The sequence below is a fragment of the Streptomonospora litoralis genome (assembly GCF_004323735.1).
Taxonomy (GTDB): Bacteria; Actinomycetota; Actinomycetes; order Streptosporangiales; family Streptosporangiaceae; genus Streptomonospora; species Streptomonospora litoralis.
Map to the genome: position 1 here is coordinate 3,673,340 of NZ_CP036455.1, position 21,648 is coordinate 3,694,987.

The following is a 21,648-nucleotide window of genomic DNA, read 5'->3' on the forward strand; positions in this document are numbered from 1 at the left end:
GCAAAATGCCCCGTTTCGATTCGTATCGCGGAGTGACGGTGCGAGGGCGGCACCTCAGGGCGGCACCCAGGCCGATGCCGCCGCACCTACGTGCAACTCGTGCCCCGACCCGGTCGCATGACCGCCGGCCCGGCCCCGCATCAGCCCCGCGCCGACAACCGGGCGGCCCCGGGCGGTCCCACCACCCGCGGCCGAGCCCCGGCCCCGCCGCCGCCACTCGCGCCGTCGCAGACCCCGTCGGCCGCCGCCACCGGCGAGCACCCGAACCGACAACTGCGGGCCCCACTGCCCGCCGCCCTCACCGCGGCACCGGAACGCGCTGATCATCGCTATGGATCGGCGGCGTTCGGCGACGGCGAGGACTACCGGGCCGCTGTGGCCCGGACCCTGGAGACGGTGAAGGGCCTGCCCCCCGCTGAGGGCGGGCAGGAGGTCCTCTACCCTGGTGAGCGCAGCGCGGCGACTGCGGTGGCGCTCAACGAGCAGGGCGTCCCTGTGGCGGCGAAGGTGTGGCAGGACGTCACCGCCGCCGAGCGGCTCGGCGTACCGCTCCCCCAAGCGCGAACGGCACCGCACACCCCTGATCCGCGATCGAGTAGGCCCGCTCTTCGGACACCGGCCGCATCCGACCGGGGCGGGCCGCCGGGACACCGCGCCCCGGCGGCCCGCCCCGTCGCATGTACGCGCCGGGGCCGCGGCGGCGGGCCGAGGAGGATAACGACCATGGCAGAACGCGGCGGGCGCAGAAGTCCGCGGGCCAGGCGCGCCCTGGTACAGCGGGTCGAGCGGCTCACCCCGCACATGATCCGCGTCGTACTGGGCGGCGACGGGCTAGCCGACTTCGACGCGGACACCTATACCGACCACTACATCAAGCTGCTGTTCCCCGCCGACGGCGGCGCCTACCCCGAGCCCTTCGACGTGGCCCGCATCCGCGAGGAGGAGCCGCGCGCGGCGTGGCCGATCATGCGCACCTACACCGTCCGCCACTGGGACGCGCAGGCGCGCGAGCTGACCGTCGACTTCGTGCACCACGGCGACAAGGGCGTCGCAGGACCGTGGGCGGCCGCCGCGCAACCCGGTGACGAGCTCTACTTCTCCGGCCCCGGCGGCGCCTACGCACCCGACCCGGCCGCCGACTGGCACCTGCTGGCCGGCGACGAGAGCGCGCTTCCGGCCATCGCGGCCGCGCTGGAGCGGCTGCCGCAGGACGCCCGTGCCCACGTGTTCATCGAGGTCGCCGATCCCGAGGAGGAGCAGAAGCTGCAGAGCCCCGGCGGCGTCTCGCCGACCTGGCTGCACCGCGGGCAGGAACCCTACGGCGTGCCGCTCGCGCGCGCCGTGCGGGACCTGGACTTCCCCGCCGGGCATGTGCACGCCTTCGTACACGGCGAAGCGGGCTGCGTCCGCGAACTGCGGCGGCTGCTGCGCAACGAGCGCGGGATCCCGCTGGAGCAGCTGTCCATCTCCGGCTACTGGCGCACGGGTCTGAACGAGGACGGCTGGCAGTCGGCCAAGCGCGAGTGGAACCGCGCCAGCGAAGAGGAGACCGAGGGGGCGGCGCAGGAGGGCTGACACCCGGCCCGTTCCCCGACACGAAGCGCCCGCCGACTCCAGTCGGCGGGCGCTTCGTGTCGCGCGGCCGACGGGTGGCGGGCGCCGCCCCGCTCCGTGGACGCATACGAGGCCAGCGCCTGGTGTGGAGTGAAGAACCGTCGCCCGCCCGACCGGACCTCCGGCTCCGCACGAGCCGCGCCCCGGCCCGGTCGCCGCGGCTAAGCCGTGTTGAAGAAGTGCTGGATCGGCCCGGCTCCCATGGGCGGGCGGGCCGGGGCGGCTCGGGTCGGCTGTGCGGCCCTGTCGACCTGCCGGGTGTCGGGCGGACTCGACGGGAAGGCGGCAGCGGGCACGGCGAATGGCCGGGCCCGATCCCAACGGGCCGGGTGCTCTCCGGTGGCGGTGGTCGGCGAGGGGCGGCGTGGGGTGGCGCCCGCGCCCAACGGGCCGGGTGTGCGCCGGTGGCGGTGCGTAGCGAAGGGGCGGCTCGGGTCTGCTGGGCGGCCTTGTTGGTCTACCGGGCGGCGGGTCGTTTGGCGGGGAACGACGGGAGCGAGGACGGCGCCGGGTCCGGCCCGCGGTTGTCGGGCCGGGTGCTCGCCGGTGGCGGCGGTCGGCGGGGGCGGCGTTGGGCCGCGGCGGGCCGGTTGGCGCATCCAATGCGCGGTTTTCACCGGATTGTGGCCGCTGTCTGGTCGAAACCCTGCAATAGGTGGCATCGGCCCCCGCCGAGTCTGTCTCCAGGGCTGGATTCGGCGCCGAATCCAGCCCTGGAGACAGACTCGGCGCGGCTTGGCCCGTCTATCGCGAACTTATGGTCGCAGGAAAGCGCATTCCCGCGGCCAAAAGTTCGCGATCATCGCCGGATGGACCGGCATAGGGAACATACCGGCGCCGGTGGGCCGGCTGGGTGCCGCCGTGTCCCCTACCGAGCCCGCACCGGCCGGAGGCAGCGGGGTGGGGCGCGATCGCGGGTGCCCGCACGGCCCGGGGCGCGCCAAATTGGGGGCCGGGGGCGACGGCGCGTCGCTCGTTGCGCCCGGGCGCGACCTCCGGGAGTCGCACCGCCCGATGAGGTGGACTTTTGGGGGCCTATGCCCGTTTTGCGGGCGGCCTCGGCGGGTGCCGTGGCCACGAGACGCACGAAAAGTCGACGCCGGGGGCGTTTTCGCGCCATTCGGCGCGCCTCGTGCGCCCTCGCCGCAGCAGCGCGGAGGCAGACCCACCGAGAAATCGGGCATTCGTGGGCAAAACACCCCGCTTTGTTTCGAATAGCGGAATAGAGGTGCGAGGACGGCACCTCGGGGCGGCACCCAGGCTGATGCCGCCGCACCTACGTGCATCTCGTGGCCCCGACCCGGCCGCATGACCGACGTCGGGCCCCGCATCAGGTCCGCCCGACGACCGGGCGGCGCCCCCCGGGGGCCGGTGACCGCCGCCGACCACCGCAGGCCCGGCCCCGCCGGCGCCGTCGCTGCCCTTCGTCGGCCGCCGCCACCGGCGGGCACCCGAACCGACTACCGCAGGCCCAGCCATCCGCCACCGTCGCCGCCGCTTTCCAGCCAAGACCACCCGCCACCCGGCAGACCGACAAGACCGCACAGCAGACCGGAGCCGCCGCCCCGTCGCGCGCGCCACCGGCGAGCACCCGACCCGGTGACCGCGGGGCCGGCCCACCGCCGCCCTCGATGCCGCCTTCCCCAAAGACCTCCCGGCACCCGGCAGACCACAAGGCCGCCCAGCGAACCCGAGCCGCCCCGCCGCCGACCCCTGGCGTCCGGTGCGCGCCGGACGCCAGGGCACTCCCGACTCGCTCCCCTCTAGGTCGATGGCGGCTCGTCGCGGTAGTAGGCGCCGTCTTCGCCGACCCGGTCGAACTGCGCGGCGACCCATGCGGCCGACAGGATCGAAGGACGGCCTGCTCGCGCCGGCGGGTCCTCCAGTTCACGGACGAACCGTTCCAGATCGGGGTGGATGACGGTGGGCGCGTGGTCGGCGCCGGGATCGACCGCGGTCGCGATCCACAGATGCTCGGTGCGGCGGATGCTCCAGCGGTGGGAGTAGCGGGCCTTCAGCATGCCCAGCAGCACCGCGGCGGTGGCGTCGTCGGCATCCATCAGCGCACCCCCACCGGCCGGGACGGCGTTCCGGGCGTGAAGGCGAGATCGGGCCGCTGGGCGATGAGCGCGCGCAGGGGCGGACCGAGCGCGCTACGGACGTCGTCCAGGCTGTCCGTGCCAGGTCGCCCCGGCACGGCGCGGGTGTCGGTGATGCCGACGAGTTCGGGCCGATCGGTTCGGGGTGCGCCGGTGTGGCACCGCCGAGGCTGCTCGACCACTCGACGGTAGGGGCGCACGGCGGCGACGGCCGCCGGTTCGGCGATGCGGGACCGTTGCGGGCCGACCGCGAGCACGTAGGGGCGCACGGCGGCGACGGCCGCCCGTTCGGCGATGCGGGACCGTTGCGGGCCGACCGCGAGCACGTAGGGGCGCACCAACGCCGCGCGCGGCGCCACCTCGCAGGGAGCGGGCGCCGGAGTACTCGGCAGGGGCACGTACGGGCGCACGCGAGCGGTGCGGCGCGTGTTCGGGCGGGCAGGTCGACCGGTATGCGGCGGAAACGCCGCACGCCACAGCGCGACCGCGCGGGCCATTAGGGTGTGCATGTCTACCAGGTCCTCTCTGGTGGGCCACGGCCCCGGGCGGCTGCAACCGTCGCGGGGCCTCTACAGGTGCAGGGGTATTCACTTTACGCTACCTGACTTGACCTGTCACGTCCCGTCTCTTTACGTCCCATGCTGATGAGCGACGTCCCAGCCCAACTAGCGTTGTGCCATGGGCGATGCACTGGAAGGACCTGAACCGCTGCACAAGCAGATAGCGGGCATCATGCGTCGCCGTATCCAAGACGGCACCTACCGGCCGAATCAGCGCGTGCCGTCCGAGTCGGAACTGTGCGACGAGTTCGACGTCTCGCGCCGGACCGTGCGGGCGGCCTATGCGATCCTCGCGGAGGAAGAGCTGATCGTGACCTCGCCCGGCCGGGGCACCTTCGTCCGCGTCCCGCCCGAGTAGCCGCGGCCAGCGGCGGTGCGGCTCGTTTCCGGACGGAGAGTCGATCGCCATGCGGCGGAAACGCTGCACGCAACAACGCGGCTGCCCGCCCAACCTGCCCGGAATCAGCCCAGGTCACCTAAGGTCACGATCATGTCCATCGACCGCGACGGTGTACAGGCGCCGTATCAACAGTTGGCGGCCATCCTGCGGGCCCGAATCGATTCCGGAGAGATCCCTCCCGGACGCCGTGTCCCCTCGCAGAGCGAACTGGAGCAGGAGTTCGAACTCGGCAGAAACACGATCAGGAAGGCCTTGGAGGTACTGAAGGGCGAGGGGCTTCTCATCACGGCACTGGTCGCGGCCTGTTCGTCACCGAAGGCGACGGCGCGCCGCAGTAGCCGGGCGAGTCGGGCGCGACTCGGCCGCGCTCTCATCGGGCCATCAGCGCACGCAGGGCACCCCCGAAGCCGGAAGCCCCTCCGGCAGCACCCACCCCTGCGGCGGCGGATCACATGGCGACGAGCATGTAGGCCATCGCGGCCGCCATCAGGGCCAGGGTCAGGGCGACCGAGACTCGGGTGCGCGGCCGTTGGGCCGGGTCGGTCTGCGGAGCGGCCGACAGCAGAGCCGGTCCGGCACCGCCGTCGGTGCCACTCGGCGCGGCGGGCAGCGGGGGCTCCGCACCGGCGACGGCCGGGCGGGCGAAGGCCGGGAGCCGGTCGAAGGCGCGGACGGTCCAGCCGAAGGCGGCGACGGCCAGGTAGAGGGCGAGGAGCAGGCCCGGCCATGCGGGACGCACCGCGGGGTCGACGAGCATGTAGGTCATGGCCAGGTAGTCCAGCGCGGACATGGTCCAGATCGGGTTCAGCGCCCCCTCGCGCGAACGCAGCCCCAACGCGGCGCCGACGGTCGCCAGTGCCAGCGCCGCGAAGAGCGCGAGCCCGCCCCCGTAGAGGGGTTCGTAGTCCATGCGGGGCAGCAGGTACATCGCCGCCATTCCCGCCGCCATCACCGCGTGACCCAGGTGCCACCACCGCCGCTGCCCGTGCATCCCCGCGCCGTGCACCCCGTGCACGGCGGCCACCGCCGCCAGCACGACCGCACCGCCCAGGCGCAGCCACTCGGGCATCCCGGGCATCGCCACGGCGTGTCCCGTGTACTCGCCCATATGCGCTGCGACCACCGCTGGCGCCCCCTCACCTCGACCGGCCGCCGACGATCCGCGGGAGCACCCTGTTCGGCACGCCCGGCACAGGCCGCTCACCCTCCGGCACCCGTACGGGGGCGTACCCCCGGCCGTGCTGCGCGACGTGCCGGGCCGGTGACCGGAAACGGCCGCGGCCCCGGACTCGGCGCACCTCCATGCTCCCGAGTCCCCACACTCCACAGGGCCCCCACCGGGCCTGCGGACCGGGCGGCCGGATCGGCGATCCGGCCGCCCGCGAACGGGTCGGTTCGCCCATAGGCCCCTCAGTGCACGTAGGGCCAGCCCGCGGAGTCCCAGCCGAGCCAGTTGACGCCGAGCAGTGCGGTGCCGTCGTCGGCGTAGTAGTGGTACGCGAGGATGTCGTTGTCGCTGTCGGCGAAGACGTCCTGGTGGCCGGGGCCGTTGATGCCGCCGTGGCCGGCGAGGATCTCGGTGCCGCCGCCGTCCGTCATCGCCGTGCCGTTGCGGTCGTAGTAGGGGCCGGTGATGCTGCGTGAGCGGCCGACCATGATGCGGTAGGTGCTGTCGGCCCCCTGGCAGCACATGTCGAAGGAGACGAACAGGTAGTACCAACCGCCGCGGCGGAAGAGGGTCGGGGCCTCGATGGCGCCGCCGCCGCGACCCGCGAGGGAGTGCAGCGCGCCGTTCGCGGGTTTGCCGGTGGCCGGGTCGATGCGGACCATCTTGATGCCCGACCAGTACGAGCCGAACGCGAGCCACCAGCGGCCCCCGCCGTCCACCTGCAGGTGGGGGTCGATGGCGTTGTGGTCGTCGGAGGGGAACGACTCGATCACCAGGCCCTCGTTGCGCCACGTTCCCGAGTCGCCGCTGGTGCTGGTGGCCAGGAAGATCGCCGAACGGTTGGAGCCGAAGGTGGATGCGGAGTAGTAGAGGTGGTAGCGGCCGCCGTGCAGGGACAGGTGCGGCGCCCACAGGTTGCGCGCGCCGTCGGTGTAGGGGCTCGTCCAGGGGGCGCCGCCGGGGAACACGGAGCCGGCGTCGGAGAAGGCGGTCCGGTCGGTGGAGGTCTTCAGGGCCACCTCGTTGCCGGTATGGGCGACGAGATAGCCGCCTTGGTGCCGCTTGACGAAGGAGGGGTCGTGCACCCGGACGTCTCCGGTGACGTGGCCGGGGCCGGGGTACTCGGCGGCCGCGGCGCGGCGGGGACCGGCCGTCCCGGCGACGGCCGAGGTCGCGGCCAGCGCGCCGGTGGCCAAGGCGGCGCCGAGCACGCGCCGGCGCGACAGGATCGGTAGCGATGGGGTTCGGGGGCGTTCGCTCAAGGTGTCTCCTGGATCTCGGGGGATGCGGCGGTGCGGTCACCGCCGGGGTGCCGCGGGCGTCGCCGCGGCACGCGAGGAGGGTCCGGTCCGGGCCGGTGTCTCGACCTGACGGGTCAGGCGGAGCCACGGGTGCCCGACGGTTGTTGTTAGCGCTAACATTTCGCGGCGGATGCGTATAGGGGTCGATCTGTGTGGGCGACGCCGGACGGCCGCCGCGGGGGTGGTCGGGCGGCGGTTCGTGAACCGGCGCCCCGTTTCGCATCCGCGAGCCGATGCGGCCGCGATTTCCATCGCGCCGTGCGCCTCGGGGATCGGGACCGGGTCGTCGGTTGCGGTTCGGTTGCGAACACGTTTCGTAACCGTTCATGCATCGTAAGCTCGCCGTTTCGGAGCGTCAACCCTTGCGAACACGAGCGCGCTGCGGGCCGAGCGGCCTCCGGCGCCGCAAGCCGCCCCGGATCACCCGGCGCGCGGCCCACCCGGCCGATCACACCGCCGACCCCGGCACCGATGCATCCGCGCGGCGCGGCCCCGGCCCGCCGTGCCGCGAGCCGGGGCCGGAAACGGGGCCGTTCTCACCCCTCCCCCGCCGCGGCGCGGCGGCGGGTGGAGGAGTCGCGGAACTCGGTGTAGGTGTAAGGGTTGTCCAGGATTTTCGTGGGCGGGATGTCGGGGTTCATGCCTTCGTTCCAGGCGTCGCCCATCTCTTGGCGCAGGTAGTCCAGGGTCGTATCGGCCGCGCGGCGGGCGGCGGGCAGGTCCGCGCCGACCAGGAGGTGGTCGTGCTTGACCACCCGCCCGTCGACGAGGACGGTGTGCACATCGGCGCGCTGTGCCTGGAAGGCGACGTGGCCATAGGGGTTGAGCAGCGGGAACATCACAGGTGAGGCGTCGTTCTTGATGAGCACGACGTCGGCCTTCTTGCCCGGTTCCAGACTGCCGACGAAGCGCGAGAGGCCCAGCGCGTGCGCGCCGCCGCGGGTGGCGCAGTCCACCACGTGCTCGGCACGCAGGTGGCTGTGGGTGACGGTCTCGTCTCGCGCGTGGGCCTCCAGGTGCTCGCGGGAGCGGTCGGCGCCCAGAGTGGCCCGCATGGCGCTGAACATGTCGGAGCTCCACCAGACCCCCGTGTCCGTGGACAGCGAGACGGGGATGCCGTGGCGGCGCAGCCGCCAGGTGGGCGGGTAGCCCTGGCCCGCGCTCTGCTCGCTCTCGGTGGAGACCGAGACCGAACCGCCGGTCGCGGCGATGCGCTGGTAGGAGTCCTCCGACAGCGAGGCGGCGTGCACGTAGACGGTTTCGGGGGTCATGAACCCGTGCTCGTGCATGAGCCGGATGCCGTTGTCGCCGGTGGCGCCCCAAACGCCGGCGTGCGTGGTGACGGCGGCGCCCAGTTCGCGGGCGGCCTCGAAGGCGGGACGCTCGGGGAAGGACTCCTCGCCGGTGACGTCGAAGGCGATCTGGAAGCCGAGCATGTCGTCGCGCCTGCCGTGGAACCGCCGCTCGTAGAAGGCGCGGAACTCGGGCGAGGCGGCCCACTCCCAGGGGGCGGTGTGGATGTTGCCGTAGCCGAAGACGTAGCGGCCGGGCACCTCCTCCAGCGCGTCGACGGCGGCATCGGCGTGGTCGGGGGTGACGAGCCCGTGCGACCAGTCGACCGTGGTCGTCACGCCGGCGTCCAGGGCCTCCCAGGCGCCGAGCAGGTTGCCGGTGCGGATGTCCTCGGGCCGGAACCGGGAGCCCCATTCCAGGTAGAACCACACGAAGTACTGCGACAGCGTCCAGTCGGCGCCGTAGCCGCGCAGGACGGTCTGCCACATATGGCGGTGGGTGTCGATCATGCCCGGCATGACGATGCCGCCGGAGGCGTCGATCTCGCGGGCGGATTCGGGCACGTCGAGACCGGGCCCGACCGCCTCGATGCGGTCACCGGACACCAGCACGTCGGCGTCGTGCAGAACCCGCCCCGTGCCGTCCATGACCAGGACGGTGCCGTTCCTGAAGACGATGGGCCGCCCCGGCTCGGGGACCGGCTCGCGAGGGGTGTCGTCGGCCATCTCGCAGCTCCCGCGGTTTGTCGGACGTTCGTCCGTCAGGCGATCGAAAAGTCCTTTCAGACTGATGTGACAGCGGTCACTTGTCAATGGCCCCACAAGACCTCTCGAACCCGTCGGCCATATTCGCAAGCCCGGACGCACGGAGGGCATCGTTCCCCTTGACACAGCGCACCGGCGGACCGACGCTGATTTCGGACGTAAGTCCGTACAGTGAACACAAGGAAGGCCGCTCGATGAATGAGCCGACGGGGGACGGCCCGCTGTCGGGCCTGTTGGTCGCAGACCTCTCCCGGGTCCTCGCGGGCCCGTACGCCACGATGCTGCTCGCCGACCTCGGCGCGGAGGTGATCAAGGTGGAGTCCCCCACGGGGGACGACACCCGGACCTGGTCGCCGCCCACGCGCGGCGACCAGGCGACTTATTTCCTGTCCGTGAACCGCAACAAGCGCTCGGTCGCACTGGACCTGGCCGATCCCGGCGACCTGGAGGCGGCCCGCGAGCTCACCCGGCGCGCCGACGTCGTGATCGAGAACTTCAAACCCGGCGGCCTCGAACGCTTCGGCCTGGACTACGCCAGCGTCAGCGCGGACAACAGCGGCGTCGTCTACGCCTCCATCTCCGGGTTCGGCTCGGGCGCGGGCGCCGCCATCCCCGGCTACGACCTCATGGTCCAGGCGATGTCGGGGCTGATGAGCCTCACCGGCGACCCCGACGGGCCGCCCTTCCGCGCCGGCATCTCGGTGTTCGACGTGATCACCGGAATGCACGCCGCCATCGGGATCCTCTCCGCCGTCCACGAGCGCACCCGCTCCGGCCGCGGCCAGCACGTGGAGGTCGACCTGCTCTCCTCGGCCCTGTCCGGCCTGGTGAACCAGTCGGGGGCCTACGCCGCCGGCGGCACGGTGCCCTACCGGATGGGCAACGCCCACCCCAGCCTCTTCCCCTACGAGCCGCTGCCGGCGGCCGACGGCGACATCATCGTCATCGCGGGGAACGACGCGCAGTTCGCCCGCCTGTGCGAGGCGCTGGGCCGCCCCGACCTGGTCGGCGACCCCCGTTTCGCGCACAACCAGGACCGCACCGCCAACCGCGGCGAGCTGCGCCCGCATCTGGTCGAGGCGCTCGGCGCACGCACGAAGGCCGAGTGGTTCGACACCCTCATCGGCGCCGGTGTGGCCTGCGCACCGATCAACACCGTGGACGAGGGGGTCGCCTTCGCCGACTCCCTGGGCCTGACCCCGGTCGTGGAGGCGGGCGAGGGTGAGGCCGCGGTACCGGGCATCCGCAACCCCATCCGCCTTTCGCGCAGCCGGGCGCGCTACACCTACCCGCCGCCCCGCCTGGACGAGCACTCCGCGCAGATCCGCGCGTGGCTTGGCGGCGCCGGCGGCGACGACGGCACCGAGGAGGACGACCGTGGCTGAGGGATCCGAGCACACCGCACCGAGTTTCCCGACCTCGCTGGGCACCTCCACGTCGTCGACGATCTCCCTGCTCGGCCGAGACCTGGCCGAGGAGCTGATGGGCCGGGTCGGCTTCGGCGAGCTGGTGCTGTGGATGGTGACCCAGCGGCGCCCCTCCCCCGGCCGGGTGCGCCTGTTCGAGGCGTGCCTGGTGGCGCTTGCCGACCACGGCTTCACCCCCACCGCCATCGCAGCCCGGCTGACCTACCTCAGCGCACCGGATTCCCTGCAGGGCGCCCTTGCCGCCGGCCTGCTCGGTGGCGGATCGCGGTTCCTGGGCGTCACCGAGGACACCGGACGGTTCCTGGCCGAGGTCCTCAAAACGCGGGAGGAGCAGCCCGCCACGCCGGCCGAGTGGGACGACCTGGCGCTGGAGGTCGTCACCCGCGAGCGCGCCGCCCGGCGGATCATCCCGGGCTTGGGCCATCCCGTGCACAAGGAGGGCGACCCCCGCACGCCCGCGCTGCTGCGCATCGCCGCGGAGGAAGAACTCAAGGGCCCGCACCTGCACCTGTTCGAGGCGATCGGGCGCACCCACGAGCAGGTGCTGGGGCGGCGGCTGGTCCTCAACGGCGCCGGGGTCTGCGGCGCGGCGCTGGCCGATCTGGACCTGCCGCCCGACCTGCTGCGGGGGTTCGCGCTGCTGGCGCGGGCGGGCGGACTGCTGGGGCAGCTCGCCGAGGAGCGGCGCCGCCCGATGGCCATGGACACGTATCTGCTCGTCGACCGCAACGCCACCTACACCGCACCCGAGGACGGAGACGACGATGGCCTACGCGACTGAGGACAACATCACCGGGCTGGCGGTCGAGCGCTGGGCGACCGCGGACTCCCCCCGGATGGCCGAGCTGATGACGGCGCTGGTGCGCCACCTGCACGCTTTCGCCCGCGAGGTCCACCTCACCGAGGACGAATGGCTGGCGGCGATGCGCTGGCTCACCGAGACCGGGCGGATCAGCGACGACAAGCGCGAGGAGTTCATCCTGGCCTCGGACGTACTGGGGCTGAGCATGCTGGTCGTGCAGATGAACAACCGCTTCGGGCCGGGCGCCACCCCGGCGACCGTGCTGGGCCCCTTCTACATCGACGACTCCCCCGCCGCGCCCTACGGCCACGACATGTCCGACGGCGCCGAGGGCGTGCCGCTCTTCGTCCACGGCACCGTCCGCGACGACACCGGAGCGCCCGTCGGCGGGGCTGTGCTGGACGTGTGGCAGGCCGATTCGGAGGGCGTCTACGAGGCCCAGCTCGCCGACGTCGACGAAGCGCGGCTGCGCGCCAAGTACCGCACTCGCGACGACGGCTCCTACTGCCTGCGCAGCGTCGTGCCGCTGGGCTACTCCATTCCCATGGACGGGCCGGTGGGCGAGCTGGTCGAGCGCACCCGCATCAGCCACTTCCGCCCCGCCCACATCCACTTCCTCATCAACGAGCCCGGCTACGAGAAGCTCATCACGCACATCTTCGAGGAAGGCACCCGCTACCTGGACTCCGACGTCGTGTTCGGCACCAAGCGGGAGCTGATCGTGCCGTTCCACCGGCACGAGTCGGGCACCGCTCCCGACGGCACCGCCTTCGACACACCCTTCGCCACCGCCGGGTTCGACTTCGTGCTGCAGCCGAAGGCGTGATCGTCGTGGACACGGGTCTGCTCCTGCTGCGGGTGGCGCTGGCGGCGCTGCTGCTGGGCCACGCCGCCCAGAAGAGCCTGGGCCGGTTCCGCGGTGCGGGGCTGGAAGGCTCCGCGACGATGTTCCACGCCCTGGGCTTCCGCCCCGCACGGCCGATGGTGGTGGCGGCGTCGCTGTCGGAGACCGCGGGCGCCGCGCTGGTGCTGCTGGGCGCGGCCACCCCGCTCGGATCGGCGATCGTGTGCGGCACCATGGTCGTGGCCGCCGCGGCGAACGCCGACAAGGGGCTGTGGGCGCACCACGGCGGCTACGAGGTAGCACTTACCTACGGCCTGATAGCCGCGGCGCTGGCGTTCACCGGCCCGGGCGCCTACTCGGTGGACGCCGTGCTGGGACTGGCCGCACCGCCGTTCTGGGTCGGAGCCTGTGCCGTGGTCGTGGGCGCCGTCGCGGCGACACCGCTGCTGCTGCGGCGCCGCGCCCTGCTGCGCCGTTCCGAGTCCGCCGGGTGAACCGGGCGCCCGGACGGCGCGCCGGGCCGCGCCGCGGCCCCGCAGCGCACACCCGGACCGCTGCCGCCGATCGGCGCGGACGCGGGCGCTAGGCTGAACCGGTGGCCTGCCGCAACCGGGCGAGACGTCTGTGAAAGGTCGTGCATGCGTCGAGACAGCACCCCCGAGTTCATCGAGGCGCTCGCGCGCGGACTCGACGTCCTGCGCTGCTTCGAGCCCGGGCGGCCCGCGATGACGCTCTCGGAGCTGGCGACCGCCACCGGGCTCGCCCGGCCCACCGTCCGCCGCATCCTGATCACCCTGGAGCAGCTGGGCTACGTGCGCAGCAGCGGCGGCGAGTTTTCGCTGACGCCGCGGGTGCTCGACCTGGGCATGGCCTACATCCGCTCGCAGAGCATGTGGGACCTGGCGGTGCCGCACCTGCGCAAGCTGGTCGAGCAGACCGGCGAATCCTGCTCGATCGCCCAGCTGGACGGCTCCGACATCGTCTATGTCGCCCGCGTGGCGGTGCCCAAACTCGTCACCCTGGCGGTCACCATCGGCACCCGCTTCCCGGCGCCGGTCACCTCACTGGGCAAGATCCTGCTGGCGTCGCTCTCCCCGACTGAACTCGACCGGACCCTGGCCGAGGCGTCCCGGTCCGGGATCGAGCCGCGGTGCCGGCGCACGCGCGACGAGCTCGACGCCGTGCTCAGCAAGGTGCGTGCGCGGGGCTGGGCGCTGACCGACGAGGAGCTCGCGCCGGGCATCCGCTCCGTCGCGGCACCGATCCGCGACGGCGAGGGCGCCGTGGTCGCCGCGGTCAACGTCAACGCCCACGCCGCCGAGACGCCCGTGGAGACGCTCACCGAGCGCCACCTGCCGCTGCTGCTGGGCGCGGCCAGCTCCATCAGCGCCGACTGGGAGGCGTGGAAGGCCCACCCGATGGAGGTGCTCACCCCCGCTCGCCGACAGGACTGAGCGGCCCTTCGCGGCGGCCGCACGGCCCGCCTCGGCATTCGCGGGCCGCGGCCCGGATTCGCCGGCGCCGGTGCGGGAAGGAAAACCGTGTGGACCGGCTCGACCGCACGGAGGACGGGCGCTTCGTCGTCGTCGGCGGTCGGCGTTGGCGGGCGAGCGACCCGCTGCTTCCCGAACGGGTGCGCGAGCGCCTGGTCGCCCACCTGATGTCGGCCCGGCGCGCTGTCGGTGCGGCACTGCGCGCCGGCGACGGCGAAGCCGAATCCGCCGCCCGCGAGCGCGTCCGGCTGGCCAAGACGGGCTTGGGCGAGCGGAGCACGCCCTGGTGGGAGCTGGCACCGGCCGAGCGGCGCGAGCGCTGGGAGGAGGCCCTGCGCGCGCTGGACGCGTAGCCGGGCGGCGTGTGACGAGTGCCCCGTTTGCCGTGCTGCTGTGCGGTCAGCCTCGACGGGTAAAGAGGGAAGGAGCGAGATGGGACGCGGTGTCGCACACAAGCTGATCGAATCTCACCTGGTCGAAGGCGAGTTGGTGCCGGGGCGGCCGATCGCGCTGAGCGTCGACCAGACCCTCACCCAGGACGCCACCGGCACGCTGGTGATGCAGGAGCTGGAGGCACTGGGACTGGACCGCACCCGGGCCGAGGTCAGCGTGCAGTACGTCGACCACAACCTCCTCCAGGCCGACGAGAAGAACGCCGAGGACCACGCGTTCCTGCACTCGGCGGCGCGCCGGTACGGGCTGTGGTACTCGAAGCCGGGCAACGGCGTATCCCACCCCACCCACATGCAGCGTTTCGGCGTGCCCGGAAAAACCATGGTCGGCTCCGACTCCCACACCTGCGCGGCGGGGTCGCTGGGCATGCTGGCCGTGGGCGTCGGCGGTCTGGAGGTGGCCATGGCCATCGCGGGGCGACCGCTGCGGATCACGGCGCCGCAGATCTGGGGCGTGCGGCTGAGTGGCGAGCTGCCCGAGTGGACCTCGGCCAAGGACGTCATCCTGGAGATGCTGCGACGGCACACCGTCTCGGGCGGCGTCAACCGCATCATCGAGTACCACGGGCCCGGCGTCGACACCCTGACCGCGATGGACCGCCACGTCATCGCCAACATGGGCGCGGAACTGGGCGCCACCACCACGGTCTTTCCCGCCGACGAGGCGGTGCGCGACTTCCTGCGCGCCGAGGGCCGCGAAGAGGACTTCACCGAACTGCTGGCCGACCCCGACGCCGAGTACGACGTCACCGACGAGATCGATCTGTCGACGATCGAACCGCTGATCGCGCGGCCTTCGGCGCCGGACAAGGTGGTGCCCGTGCGCGAGGCGGCGGGCGAGGACGTCGGCCAGGTCGTCATCGGCTCGTCGGCCAACCCCGGGCTGCGCGACTACGCGATCGCCGCGGCCATGGTGAAGGGGCGCCAGACCGACAGCGCGGTCAGCTTCGACGTGAACCCGTCATCGCGCCAGATCTTCTCCGACATGACGCGGATGGGCGCCACCTTCGACCTGATCAACGCGGGTGCCCGTATCCACCAGGCGGGCTGCCTGGGCTGCATCGGCATGGGCCAGGCGCCCGCCGTCGGCCGCAATTCGCTGCGCACCTTCCCGCGCAACTTCCCCGGACGGTCGGGCACCAAGGAGGACTCGGTCTGGCTGTGCTCGCCGGAGACCGCGGCCGCCTCAGCGCTGGCGGGCGTGATCGCCGACCCGCGCGATGTGGCCGAGAAGATGCAGATCGCCTACCCCGAGCTGGACCTGCCGGAGCGCTCGGGGGTCAACACGAGGATGCTGGTTCCTCCGCCCCCGCGTGCGGAGTCGCTGCAGGAGGAACTGGTCAAGGGCCCCAACATCTCGGCGCTGCCGGACTTCCCGCCACTGCCCGACAGCGTGGAGGCGCCGGTGCTGCTCAAGGTCGGCGACGACGTCTCCACCGACGAGATCTCCCCGGCCGGCGCCCAGGCCCTCCCGTTCCGCTCGAACGTGCCCAAGCTGGCGGAGTTCACCTTCACCCGGATCGACGAGGACTACCCGCGCCGGGCGCGCGAGATCGCCCAGGCTTCGGGGCACATCGTGGTCGGCGGGGAGAACTACGGCCAGGGCTCCTCCCGCGAGCACGCCGCCATCACCCCGCGGTACCTGGGCCTGCGCGCGGTGATCGCGAAGTCATTCGCCCGCATCCACTGGCAGAACCTCGCCAACTTCGGCGTCCTGGCGCTGACGTTCGCCGACACGGCCGACTACGACCGCATCGACGCCGGCGACGTGCTCATCCTCGACGACCTGCACAAGGTCCTGCCCGGCGGCGGGGACGTGACGGTGCGCAACGACACCAAGGGCGAGGCCTACACCCTGCGCCACAGCCTCACCGAGGGCCAGGTCGAGGCGGTCCTGGCCGGCGGGCAGATCCCGCTGCTGGCGAGCGCGTTGGCGTGATCCGAACGGCCGCTGCCGGCAGGCCCGTGCCCTCCCGCGGCCTGCCGGCCGCTCGCAAAGGTTTTGCAGGGCATCAGCCTCAACCGCCTGATCAACGAGCGGCTCGCCCGTACCTAGGACGGTTGGTCGGCGACGGTCCCGTATGGCGCCGGAGGCCGTCGGCGGGTTCGGCGGGCTCGGGCGTCGGCTCGGGGCGGGCGGCGCGCGGCAGCAGGGGCACGAGAGCCAGCGCCAGCAGGAACGCGGCCGCGTTGTAGCAGAGCGTCGTGGCGGCCGCGTCGGCGAACGCCCGGCGGTGCGCGGGGTCGCCCGGGTCGGCGGGGGCGCCGGTCGCGGCGAGCCAGAAGAAGAGCACGCCGACCACCGCCACGCCCACGGCGGTGCCCAGTTGCATGACGGCGTTGGCCACGCCCGAGGCGGCGCCGGCGTCGTCGTCGGGCACGTCGGCCAGCACCACCCCGGTCAGGATCGGCACGCACATGCCCATGCCCGCCCCCATCGCCAACACCGGCAGGGCCGCGTGCCACCACGCCACTGCGGGGCCGAGGAGTGCGAGCACCCCGATCAGGGCGAGGGCCGAGGCGGTCATCACGGCCAGCCCGATGCCGATGACCCGGCGCCCGCGGGTGGTGGCGTAGCGGCGGGCGACACCGGAGGTCAGGACGATGCCCACCGGCCAGCTCACCACGGCCGCCGCGGTGCGCAGCGGCGACCAGCCCAGGCCGAGCTGGAAGTCGTAGGTCAGTACCAGGAACAGCGACGCCAGGCCCGAGAAGAGCACGAACATCACCACCGCCCCGGCCGCGAACGAGCGCCGGGCGAACAGGGCGGGAGGGACCAGCGCCGAGCCCGTCGTGCGGTCGCGGCGGCGCTGGTGGAGGGCGAACAGGAGCAGCAGCGGGACTGCCGCGCCCAGCAGGGCCAGTGTCCAGGCGTCCCAACCGCGCTCGCGCCCCTGGATGAGCGGGAACATGACCGCGAACATCGCGAGGCCGGCCAAGGCCATACCGACGGGGTCGGGGCGCAGCGGACGTGCGGCGCGACTTTCCGGCATCAGCCACAGCGCGAGCGCGACGGCCGCGGCGCCCAAGGGGACGTTGACGTAGAAGACGGCGCGCCAACCGAGGCCGAACAGGTCGGCCTCGGTCAGCACGGCCCCCAGCAGCGGACCGCTGACGTTGGCCAGGCTCAGCGTGACGCCGTAGAGGGCGAAGGCCCGGGCGCGCTCGCGGTGGTCGAAGAGGACCACGATGACCGACATCGCCTGGGGGACCATCAGGGCCGCGGCGACGCCCTGGGCGAGGCGGCCGGCTATGAGCACCTCGGCGGTCGGCGCGGCGCCGCACATCAGCGAGGCGGCCGTGAAGCAGGCCATGCCCGCGACGAACATGCGTTTGCGGCCGAGGATGTCGCCCAGGCGCCCGCCGGTGACCAGCACGAGGGCGAAGGCCAGGGAGTAGCCCGCGAGCACCCACTGCGCGGCCGAGTAGCCGGCGCCGAGGCCCGTCTGCAGGCGGGGAAGCACGATGTTCACGATCGTGGCGTCGACGAGGTCCATGAAAAGGGCGATGAGGACCACCCCGAGGACCACCCAGCGGGTGGGCTTCGGTGACGCGGTCGGGGGTGCCGGGACGTCCGTCATAGTGGACTCCGCGAGAGAGTAGAGTGCAGAGAAGAACATCAGGAGAGAATCACTATAATCGACTCTCTCTATTTCAGAGAGATTAGATCAGAGGTGTGCCGGTGTCAACGTCAACGCCCGAGGAACCGGTGCCGGCGAGCGTCGGCGCCCTCTACGAGGAACTGCGCGTAGCGGCGTCCCTGGCCGTGCGGTTCCACGCGGCCCTCGCCGCGCACGCCGGTGTCAACATCACCGACGTCAGCTGCCTGGGCGCGCTGGACAAGAACGGGCCCATGAGCCCCGGCGAACTGGCCGATCACACGGGCCTCTCCCGCGGCGGCGCCATCACCGCCGTGGTCGACCGGCTGGAGAAAGCGGGCTTCGTGCAGCGCCGCCGCGACGAACGGGACCGCCGCAGAGTGGTCGTCGAACTCCTCCGCGAGGGCGCCTACGCGCGGCTCACCGAGACGTTCGACGCGCTGGACCGCTCCTACACCGAGGTGATCGCCGACTACCCGGAGGAGCAGCGGCAACTGCTCCTGGAGTTCACCCGCCGCATCAACGCCCAACTGGAGGAGCGAACCGGCGCGTTGCAGAGCGGGGCCTGAGCACACCGCGCGCGGAGACCGTCGGCCCGTCCCCGAATACCCGGGGGCGCCCGGCCATCCGCTTCCTGCAGCGGCGGCACGCCCCCCGCGTCTGCGCCCATCGGTTCGGGTGTGCGCCGGTTTCGCGCACGGCGGGGCGGCAAGGGCGGCGGTGGGTCCGGCCTGTGGTTCTCGGGTCGGGTGCTCGCCGGTGACGGCCGCCGACGGAGGCGGCGACGGTCCGCTGGGCGGCCTTGCTGATCGGCCGGGCGGCGGGTGGCCTTCACCGGAAGGCGGCGACGGTGGCAGCCGGGGCGCGCCTGCGATCATCGGTTCGGGTGCCCGCCGGTTGAGCGCGCGACGGAGGCGGCGGGACGGGTGCTGGCCATTGGAAAGCGATTTCCGTGGCCATAAGTTCACGATAGACGGGAAAACCGCGCCGAATCCGCCCGGATATCCACCCCGCCGCCCCGGTGGGCTCACCGAGCGCGTGGTTTTCGTCAAAAAACGGCCCGGATCCGGCGATTTCCTCGCAATGGATGACCGCAGCCGCATCGAGTCTGTCTTTAGAGTCAGATTCGGCGCCGAAACTGACTCCACAGACACCCTCGGTGCGCGAACCCCAAGAGAGCGGGCGCTGCCGCCTCCGCCCGCCGCCGCACCGCCTCGTCCAGGCTGAACGGCTTGGTCACGTGGTCGTCGGCGCCGCGGGCCGTGTACCCGCTCAGCTCCCGCGACGCGGTCGGCAGCTCGCGGATTTTCGCGCCGAGAACGCGCAGGTGCGGTGGCGCCTACGGGCGTTCCGGCGCGCCGTCCCAGCGGCCGATGCCCGCCAGGCCCGACGCCTGCTCGGGGGAGAAGTACGGCTCGGTGCCGCGGGGACGCCAGTCGGCGGCGTGGACGACGCCCGGCGGGACGGGCGCGAGGTCGGCGAAGAAGGCCTTGATCTGCTCCTGGGACCGCGGCTGCAGCCGTGCGCTGGAGGAGCGATAGGCGTCGCGGGCGACGTCGGCGCGGTCGGGGCTCGTGTCGGACTCGCCGTGGGTGATGGCGACGTAGGAACCGGGCGCGAGGTGCTCCAGGTGGCGGCGCAGCAGCGCGTAGGGCTGCTGGTCGTCGGTGACGAAGTGCAGCACCGCCAGCATCAGCAGTCCTACCGGGCGGTCCAGGTCGATACGCGAGGCCAACTCCCGATGGGTGTAGAGCGACTCGGGATCGCGCATGTCGGCCTGCACGACCCCGGTCAGCTCGGGCTCGTCGGCGAGCAGGGCCTCGGCGTGCACCCGCACGACCGGGTCGTAGTCGACGTAGACGACGCGGGCCCGGGGGTGGTGGCGCCGGGCGACTTCGTGAACGGGGTCCTGGGTGGGCAGGCCCGAGCCGATGTCGACGAACTGGTCGATGCCCTGCTCGCAGAGGAACTCGACGGCCCGCCCCAGGAACAGGCGGTTCACCTTGGCCGCCTGGCGGACCTCCGGCAGCGCCTCCATCAACTTGTCGCCCATCTGACGGTCGACCGCATAGTTGTTCTTGCCGCCCAGGTAGTAGTCGTAGAGCCGGGCGGGGCTGGGGACGGTGGTGTCGACGCCGACGGGGGCGGCGGGCTCCGGGGAGGGCGCGTCGGACATGGCAAAACCCGTTCGTGTATGGGGCGTGTGGGTGGGGGACGGACTGGGCGCCGGGCGGGGAAGAGCCCGGACGCGTCGACTCTAGTGGCGTGCGCGCGTTCCCGCGATCCCCCGATCCCCTGCACCGCGGGGCTTCCCGGCCGCATGCGACGACTTGGGCGCCTGCCGCGGCGTACGGCGGCAAGCGCGCTGCGGGCGCGGCGGCGGCCCCTTGGCGACGTCGCCCTTCGCCCACGTGCTGCCGTCTTACGGCCGCCCGGGCCCGCGGGCGCCCGCCCCGGCCGGTTGCGTAGTCGGCCGGGGCGGAGACCGGCGGTCACCGGGGCCGGTGGTGTCCCGGCCGGAAGAGGCGGGTGGGGATCGCGTCGGCCATGGCCTGCATGCCGGCGTCGTTCGGGTGCAGGTGGTCGCCGCTGTCGTATTTCGGGTTCAGCCGCAGCGGATCGTCGGGGTCGCGCATCACCTCGGCGAAGTCGATGACGGCGTCGTAATCGGCGCTGTTGCGGATCCACTCGTTGACGGCCCGGCGCTTGGCCTCGTTCTCCTCGCTGTAGAAGCCGAGGGTGTCGCCCTTGAACGGCAGGATGGTGCCTCCGTAGATGCGCAGTCCGGCGGCGTGGGCGCGGGCGATGAGCTGGCGGTGGCCGCCGATGATCTCCTCGGCCGTGACGGTCTCGGACTCCGGCGCCGAGGTGCCGGGGTGGCCGAGGTCGTTGACGCCGAGCAGCACGATCACGTGTTCGGCGCCGGGTTGGGCCAACACGTCGCGGTCGAAGCGGCCCAGTGCGCTCTGCCCGAAGAACGCCGCGTAGGACTCGGCGTCGCTGCCCTCGGGCGGGTTGGGGTCGTGCAGCAGCCGGTTGCCCGAGATCCCCGCGTTGAGCACGCCGGTGCGCCGCAGGCGCTCGGCGAGCAGGTCGGGCCAGCGGTTGTTCGCCCCGACCGTCGACTCGGCGCCGTCGGTGATGGAATCGCCCAGCGCGACGACGGCCCCGGTGTGCTTGCCGCGGGCGCGCACGCTGACGCCGGACAGGAAATGCCACTGGGTGAGTGTGCGCGTCGCCGATACCGAGGTCACGCCGGTGGCGTTTCCGGACGCGACCGCGTTCTCCTGGTAGGAGAACCCGTGCAGCGTGGTCACCGGCGTGCGCTCGGGAAGGTGGATGCTGACCACCACCTCCGAGCGCGCGGGCAGCCGCAGCCGCACCGGGTCGCTGAGCATCGGTGCCCCCGCCGGGACGGTGACCGACTCCTTGCCGCCGAAGGTGACCCGGCGGTCGGTGCGCAGTGCGATGTCGGTGCCCGACGAGCCCGCGCGCAGGGCCACGCGCACCTCACCGATGCGCAGCGGGGTCTCGCCGAACTCGTTGGTCAGCCGCAGCCGGACCCGGTCGCCGCCGACGCTGGTGTGTACGACCTGGCGGATCGTCTCGTCGTCCAGGACGGGTGTCGACGACTCCGGAGTTGCGGTGGGTGCGGTGGCCCAGGTGCCGACCCAGCTGCGGGGGCCGTGGTGGTCCGGGGGCCCCGGGTGCCAGCGGGGCTGTGCCGAGCTGTTGGCGGCGCCGAGGGAGAGCAGCAGCAGCGCGCCCGCCAGCACGGCGGCGATGCTGCGGGGGCGGCGGCGCGGTGGGGGACTCGTCGTAGCGGCCATCG

At 72.8% G+C, this 21,648-nt stretch carries 18 protein-coding genes and 1 pseudogene; 11 read left to right on the top strand and 8 right to left on the bottom strand.

All coding sequences use genetic code 11. From position 1 onward, the window contains the following. The first annotated feature begins 723 nt into the window (after positions 1-723). On the top strand, positions 724-1,575 hold the full coding sequence (locus EKD16_RS25415; RefSeq protein WP_165498681.1) for a siderophore-interacting protein: 852 nt from the start codon (positions 724-726) through the stop codon (positions 1,573-1,575). A 1,802-nt stretch (positions 1,576-3,377) separates the two neighbouring features. On the opposite strand, the gene EKD16_RS15455 is transcribed toward EKD16_RS25415, so the two are convergent. Further along, on the bottom strand, positions 3,378-3,674 hold the full coding sequence (locus EKD16_RS15455) for a hypothetical protein (protein ID WP_131099034.1): 297 nt from the start codon (positions 3,672-3,674) through the stop codon (positions 3,378-3,380). Then, the gene (locus EKD16_RS15460; RefSeq protein ID WP_131099035.1) at positions 3,674-4,111 is read right to left on the bottom strand and encodes a hypothetical protein; all 438 of its coding nucleotides are present in this window, start codon (positions 4,109-4,111) and stop codon (positions 3,674-3,676) included. The genes EKD16_RS15455 and EKD16_RS15460 overlap by 1 nt, the downstream gene beginning before the upstream one ends. Before the next feature lie 280 nt (positions 4,112-4,391). Between EKD16_RS15460 and EKD16_RS15465 the strand changes: the two genes are divergently transcribed. Both EKD16_RS15465 and EKD16_RS15470 read left to right on the top strand, forming a co-directional pair. Next, the gene (locus tag EKD16_RS15465) at positions 4,392-4,631 is read left to right on the top strand and encodes a winged helix-turn-helix domain-containing protein (protein WP_131099036.1); all 240 of its coding nucleotides are present in this window, start codon (positions 4,392-4,394) and stop codon (positions 4,629-4,631) included. 132 nt (positions 4,632-4,763) lie between these two features. Continuing rightward, a pseudogene (locus tag EKD16_RS15470) lies at positions 4,764-4,946 on the top strand (GntR family transcriptional regulator); the annotation flags it as partial. 175 nt (positions 4,947-5,121) lie between these two features. Here the strand turns inward: EKD16_RS15470 and EKD16_RS15475 are convergent. From EKD16_RS15475 to EKD16_RS15485, 3 genes are all read right to left on the bottom strand, one after another. Next, positions 5,122-5,796, bottom strand: a complete 675-nt coding sequence (locus tag EKD16_RS15475; RefSeq protein WP_131099037.1) for a DUF5134 domain-containing protein — start codon at positions 5,794-5,796, stop codon at positions 5,122-5,124. A 287-nt stretch (positions 5,797-6,083) separates the two neighbouring features. Further along, the gene (locus EKD16_RS15480; protein WP_131099038.1) at positions 6,084-7,103 is read right to left on the bottom strand and encodes an arabinan endo-1,5-alpha-L-arabinosidase; all 1,020 of its coding nucleotides are present in this window, start codon (positions 7,101-7,103) and stop codon (positions 6,084-6,086) included. Positions 7,104-7,678: 575 nt separating this feature from the next. After that, positions 7,679-9,160: an amidohydrolase family protein gene (locus EKD16_RS15485; protein WP_131099039.1), complete on the bottom strand. Its 1,482-nt coding sequence runs from the start codon at positions 9,158-9,160 to the stop codon at positions 7,679-7,681. Between the two features lie 233 nt (positions 9,161-9,393). On the opposite strand from EKD16_RS15485, the gene EKD16_RS15490 reads away from it, so the two are divergent. From EKD16_RS15490 to EKD16_RS15520, 7 genes are all read left to right on the top strand, one after another. Then, the gene (locus EKD16_RS15490; RefSeq protein ID WP_131099040.1) at positions 9,394-10,584 is read left to right on the top strand and encodes a CaiB/BaiF CoA transferase family protein; all 1,191 of its coding nucleotides are present in this window, start codon (positions 9,394-9,396) and stop codon (positions 10,582-10,584) included. After that, positions 10,577-11,407, top strand: a complete 831-nt coding sequence (locus EKD16_RS15495; protein ID WP_131099041.1) for a citryl-CoA lyase — start codon at positions 10,577-10,579, stop codon at positions 11,405-11,407. The genes EKD16_RS15490 and EKD16_RS15495 overlap by 8 nt, the downstream gene beginning before the upstream one ends. Then, complete coding sequence (locus EKD16_RS15500; RefSeq protein ID WP_131099042.1) at positions 11,391-12,254, top strand: dioxygenase family protein; 864 nt, start codon at positions 11,391-11,393, stop codon at positions 12,252-12,254. The genes EKD16_RS15495 and EKD16_RS15500 overlap by 17 nt, the downstream gene beginning before the upstream one ends. Positions 12,255-12,259: 5 nt before the next feature. Then, the gene (locus tag EKD16_RS15505) at positions 12,260-12,766 is read left to right on the top strand and encodes a DoxX family protein (protein ID WP_131099043.1); all 507 of its coding nucleotides are present in this window, start codon (positions 12,260-12,262) and stop codon (positions 12,764-12,766) included. A 144-nt stretch (positions 12,767-12,910) separates the two neighbouring features. After that, positions 12,911-13,726: an IclR family transcriptional regulator domain-containing protein gene (locus tag EKD16_RS15510; protein WP_131099044.1), complete on the top strand. Its 816-nt coding sequence runs from the start codon at positions 12,911-12,913 to the stop codon at positions 13,724-13,726. Between the two features lie 89 nt (positions 13,727-13,815). After that, a complete protein-coding gene (locus EKD16_RS15515; RefSeq protein ID WP_131099045.1) occupies positions 13,816-14,118 on the top strand; it encodes a hypothetical protein in 303 nt (100 codons plus the stop codon). A 79-nt stretch (positions 14,119-14,197) separates the two neighbouring features. Further along, positions 14,198-16,156 (top strand): aconitate hydratase, encoded by a 1,959-nt coding sequence (locus tag EKD16_RS15520; RefSeq protein WP_131099046.1) that lies wholly within the window; start codon positions 14,198-14,200, stop codon positions 16,154-16,156. 91 nt (positions 16,157-16,247) lie between these two features. Here EKD16_RS15520 and EKD16_RS15525 read toward each other — a convergent pair whose 3' ends face one another. Then, positions 16,248-17,798 (bottom strand): MFS transporter, encoded by a 1,551-nt coding sequence (locus tag EKD16_RS15525; protein ID WP_131099047.1) that lies wholly within the window; start codon positions 17,796-17,798, stop codon positions 16,248-16,250. 101 nt (positions 17,799-17,899) lie between these two features. On the opposite strand from EKD16_RS15525, the gene EKD16_RS15530 reads away from it, so the two are divergent. Then, positions 17,900-18,385, top strand: a complete 486-nt coding sequence (locus tag EKD16_RS15530; protein ID WP_207391315.1) for a MarR family winged helix-turn-helix transcriptional regulator — start codon at positions 17,900-17,902, stop codon at positions 18,383-18,385. A gap of 770 nt (positions 18,386-19,155) precedes the next feature. On the opposite strand, the gene EKD16_RS15535 is transcribed toward EKD16_RS15530, so the two are convergent. Together EKD16_RS15535 and EKD16_RS15540 are read right to left on the bottom strand one after the other, a co-directional pair. Further along, positions 19,156-19,992 carry an SAM-dependent methyltransferase gene (locus EKD16_RS15535; protein WP_131099048.1) on the bottom strand — a complete coding sequence of 279 codons (837 nt, stop codon included), beginning with the start codon at positions 19,990-19,992 and terminating at the stop codon, positions 19,156-19,158. 316 nt (positions 19,993-20,308) lie between these two features. Continuing rightward, positions 20,309-21,646: an SGNH/GDSL hydrolase family protein gene (locus EKD16_RS15540; protein WP_131099049.1), complete on the bottom strand. Its 1,338-nt coding sequence runs from the start codon at positions 21,644-21,646 to the stop codon at positions 20,309-20,311. Positions 21,647-21,648 lie beyond the last annotated feature (2 nt).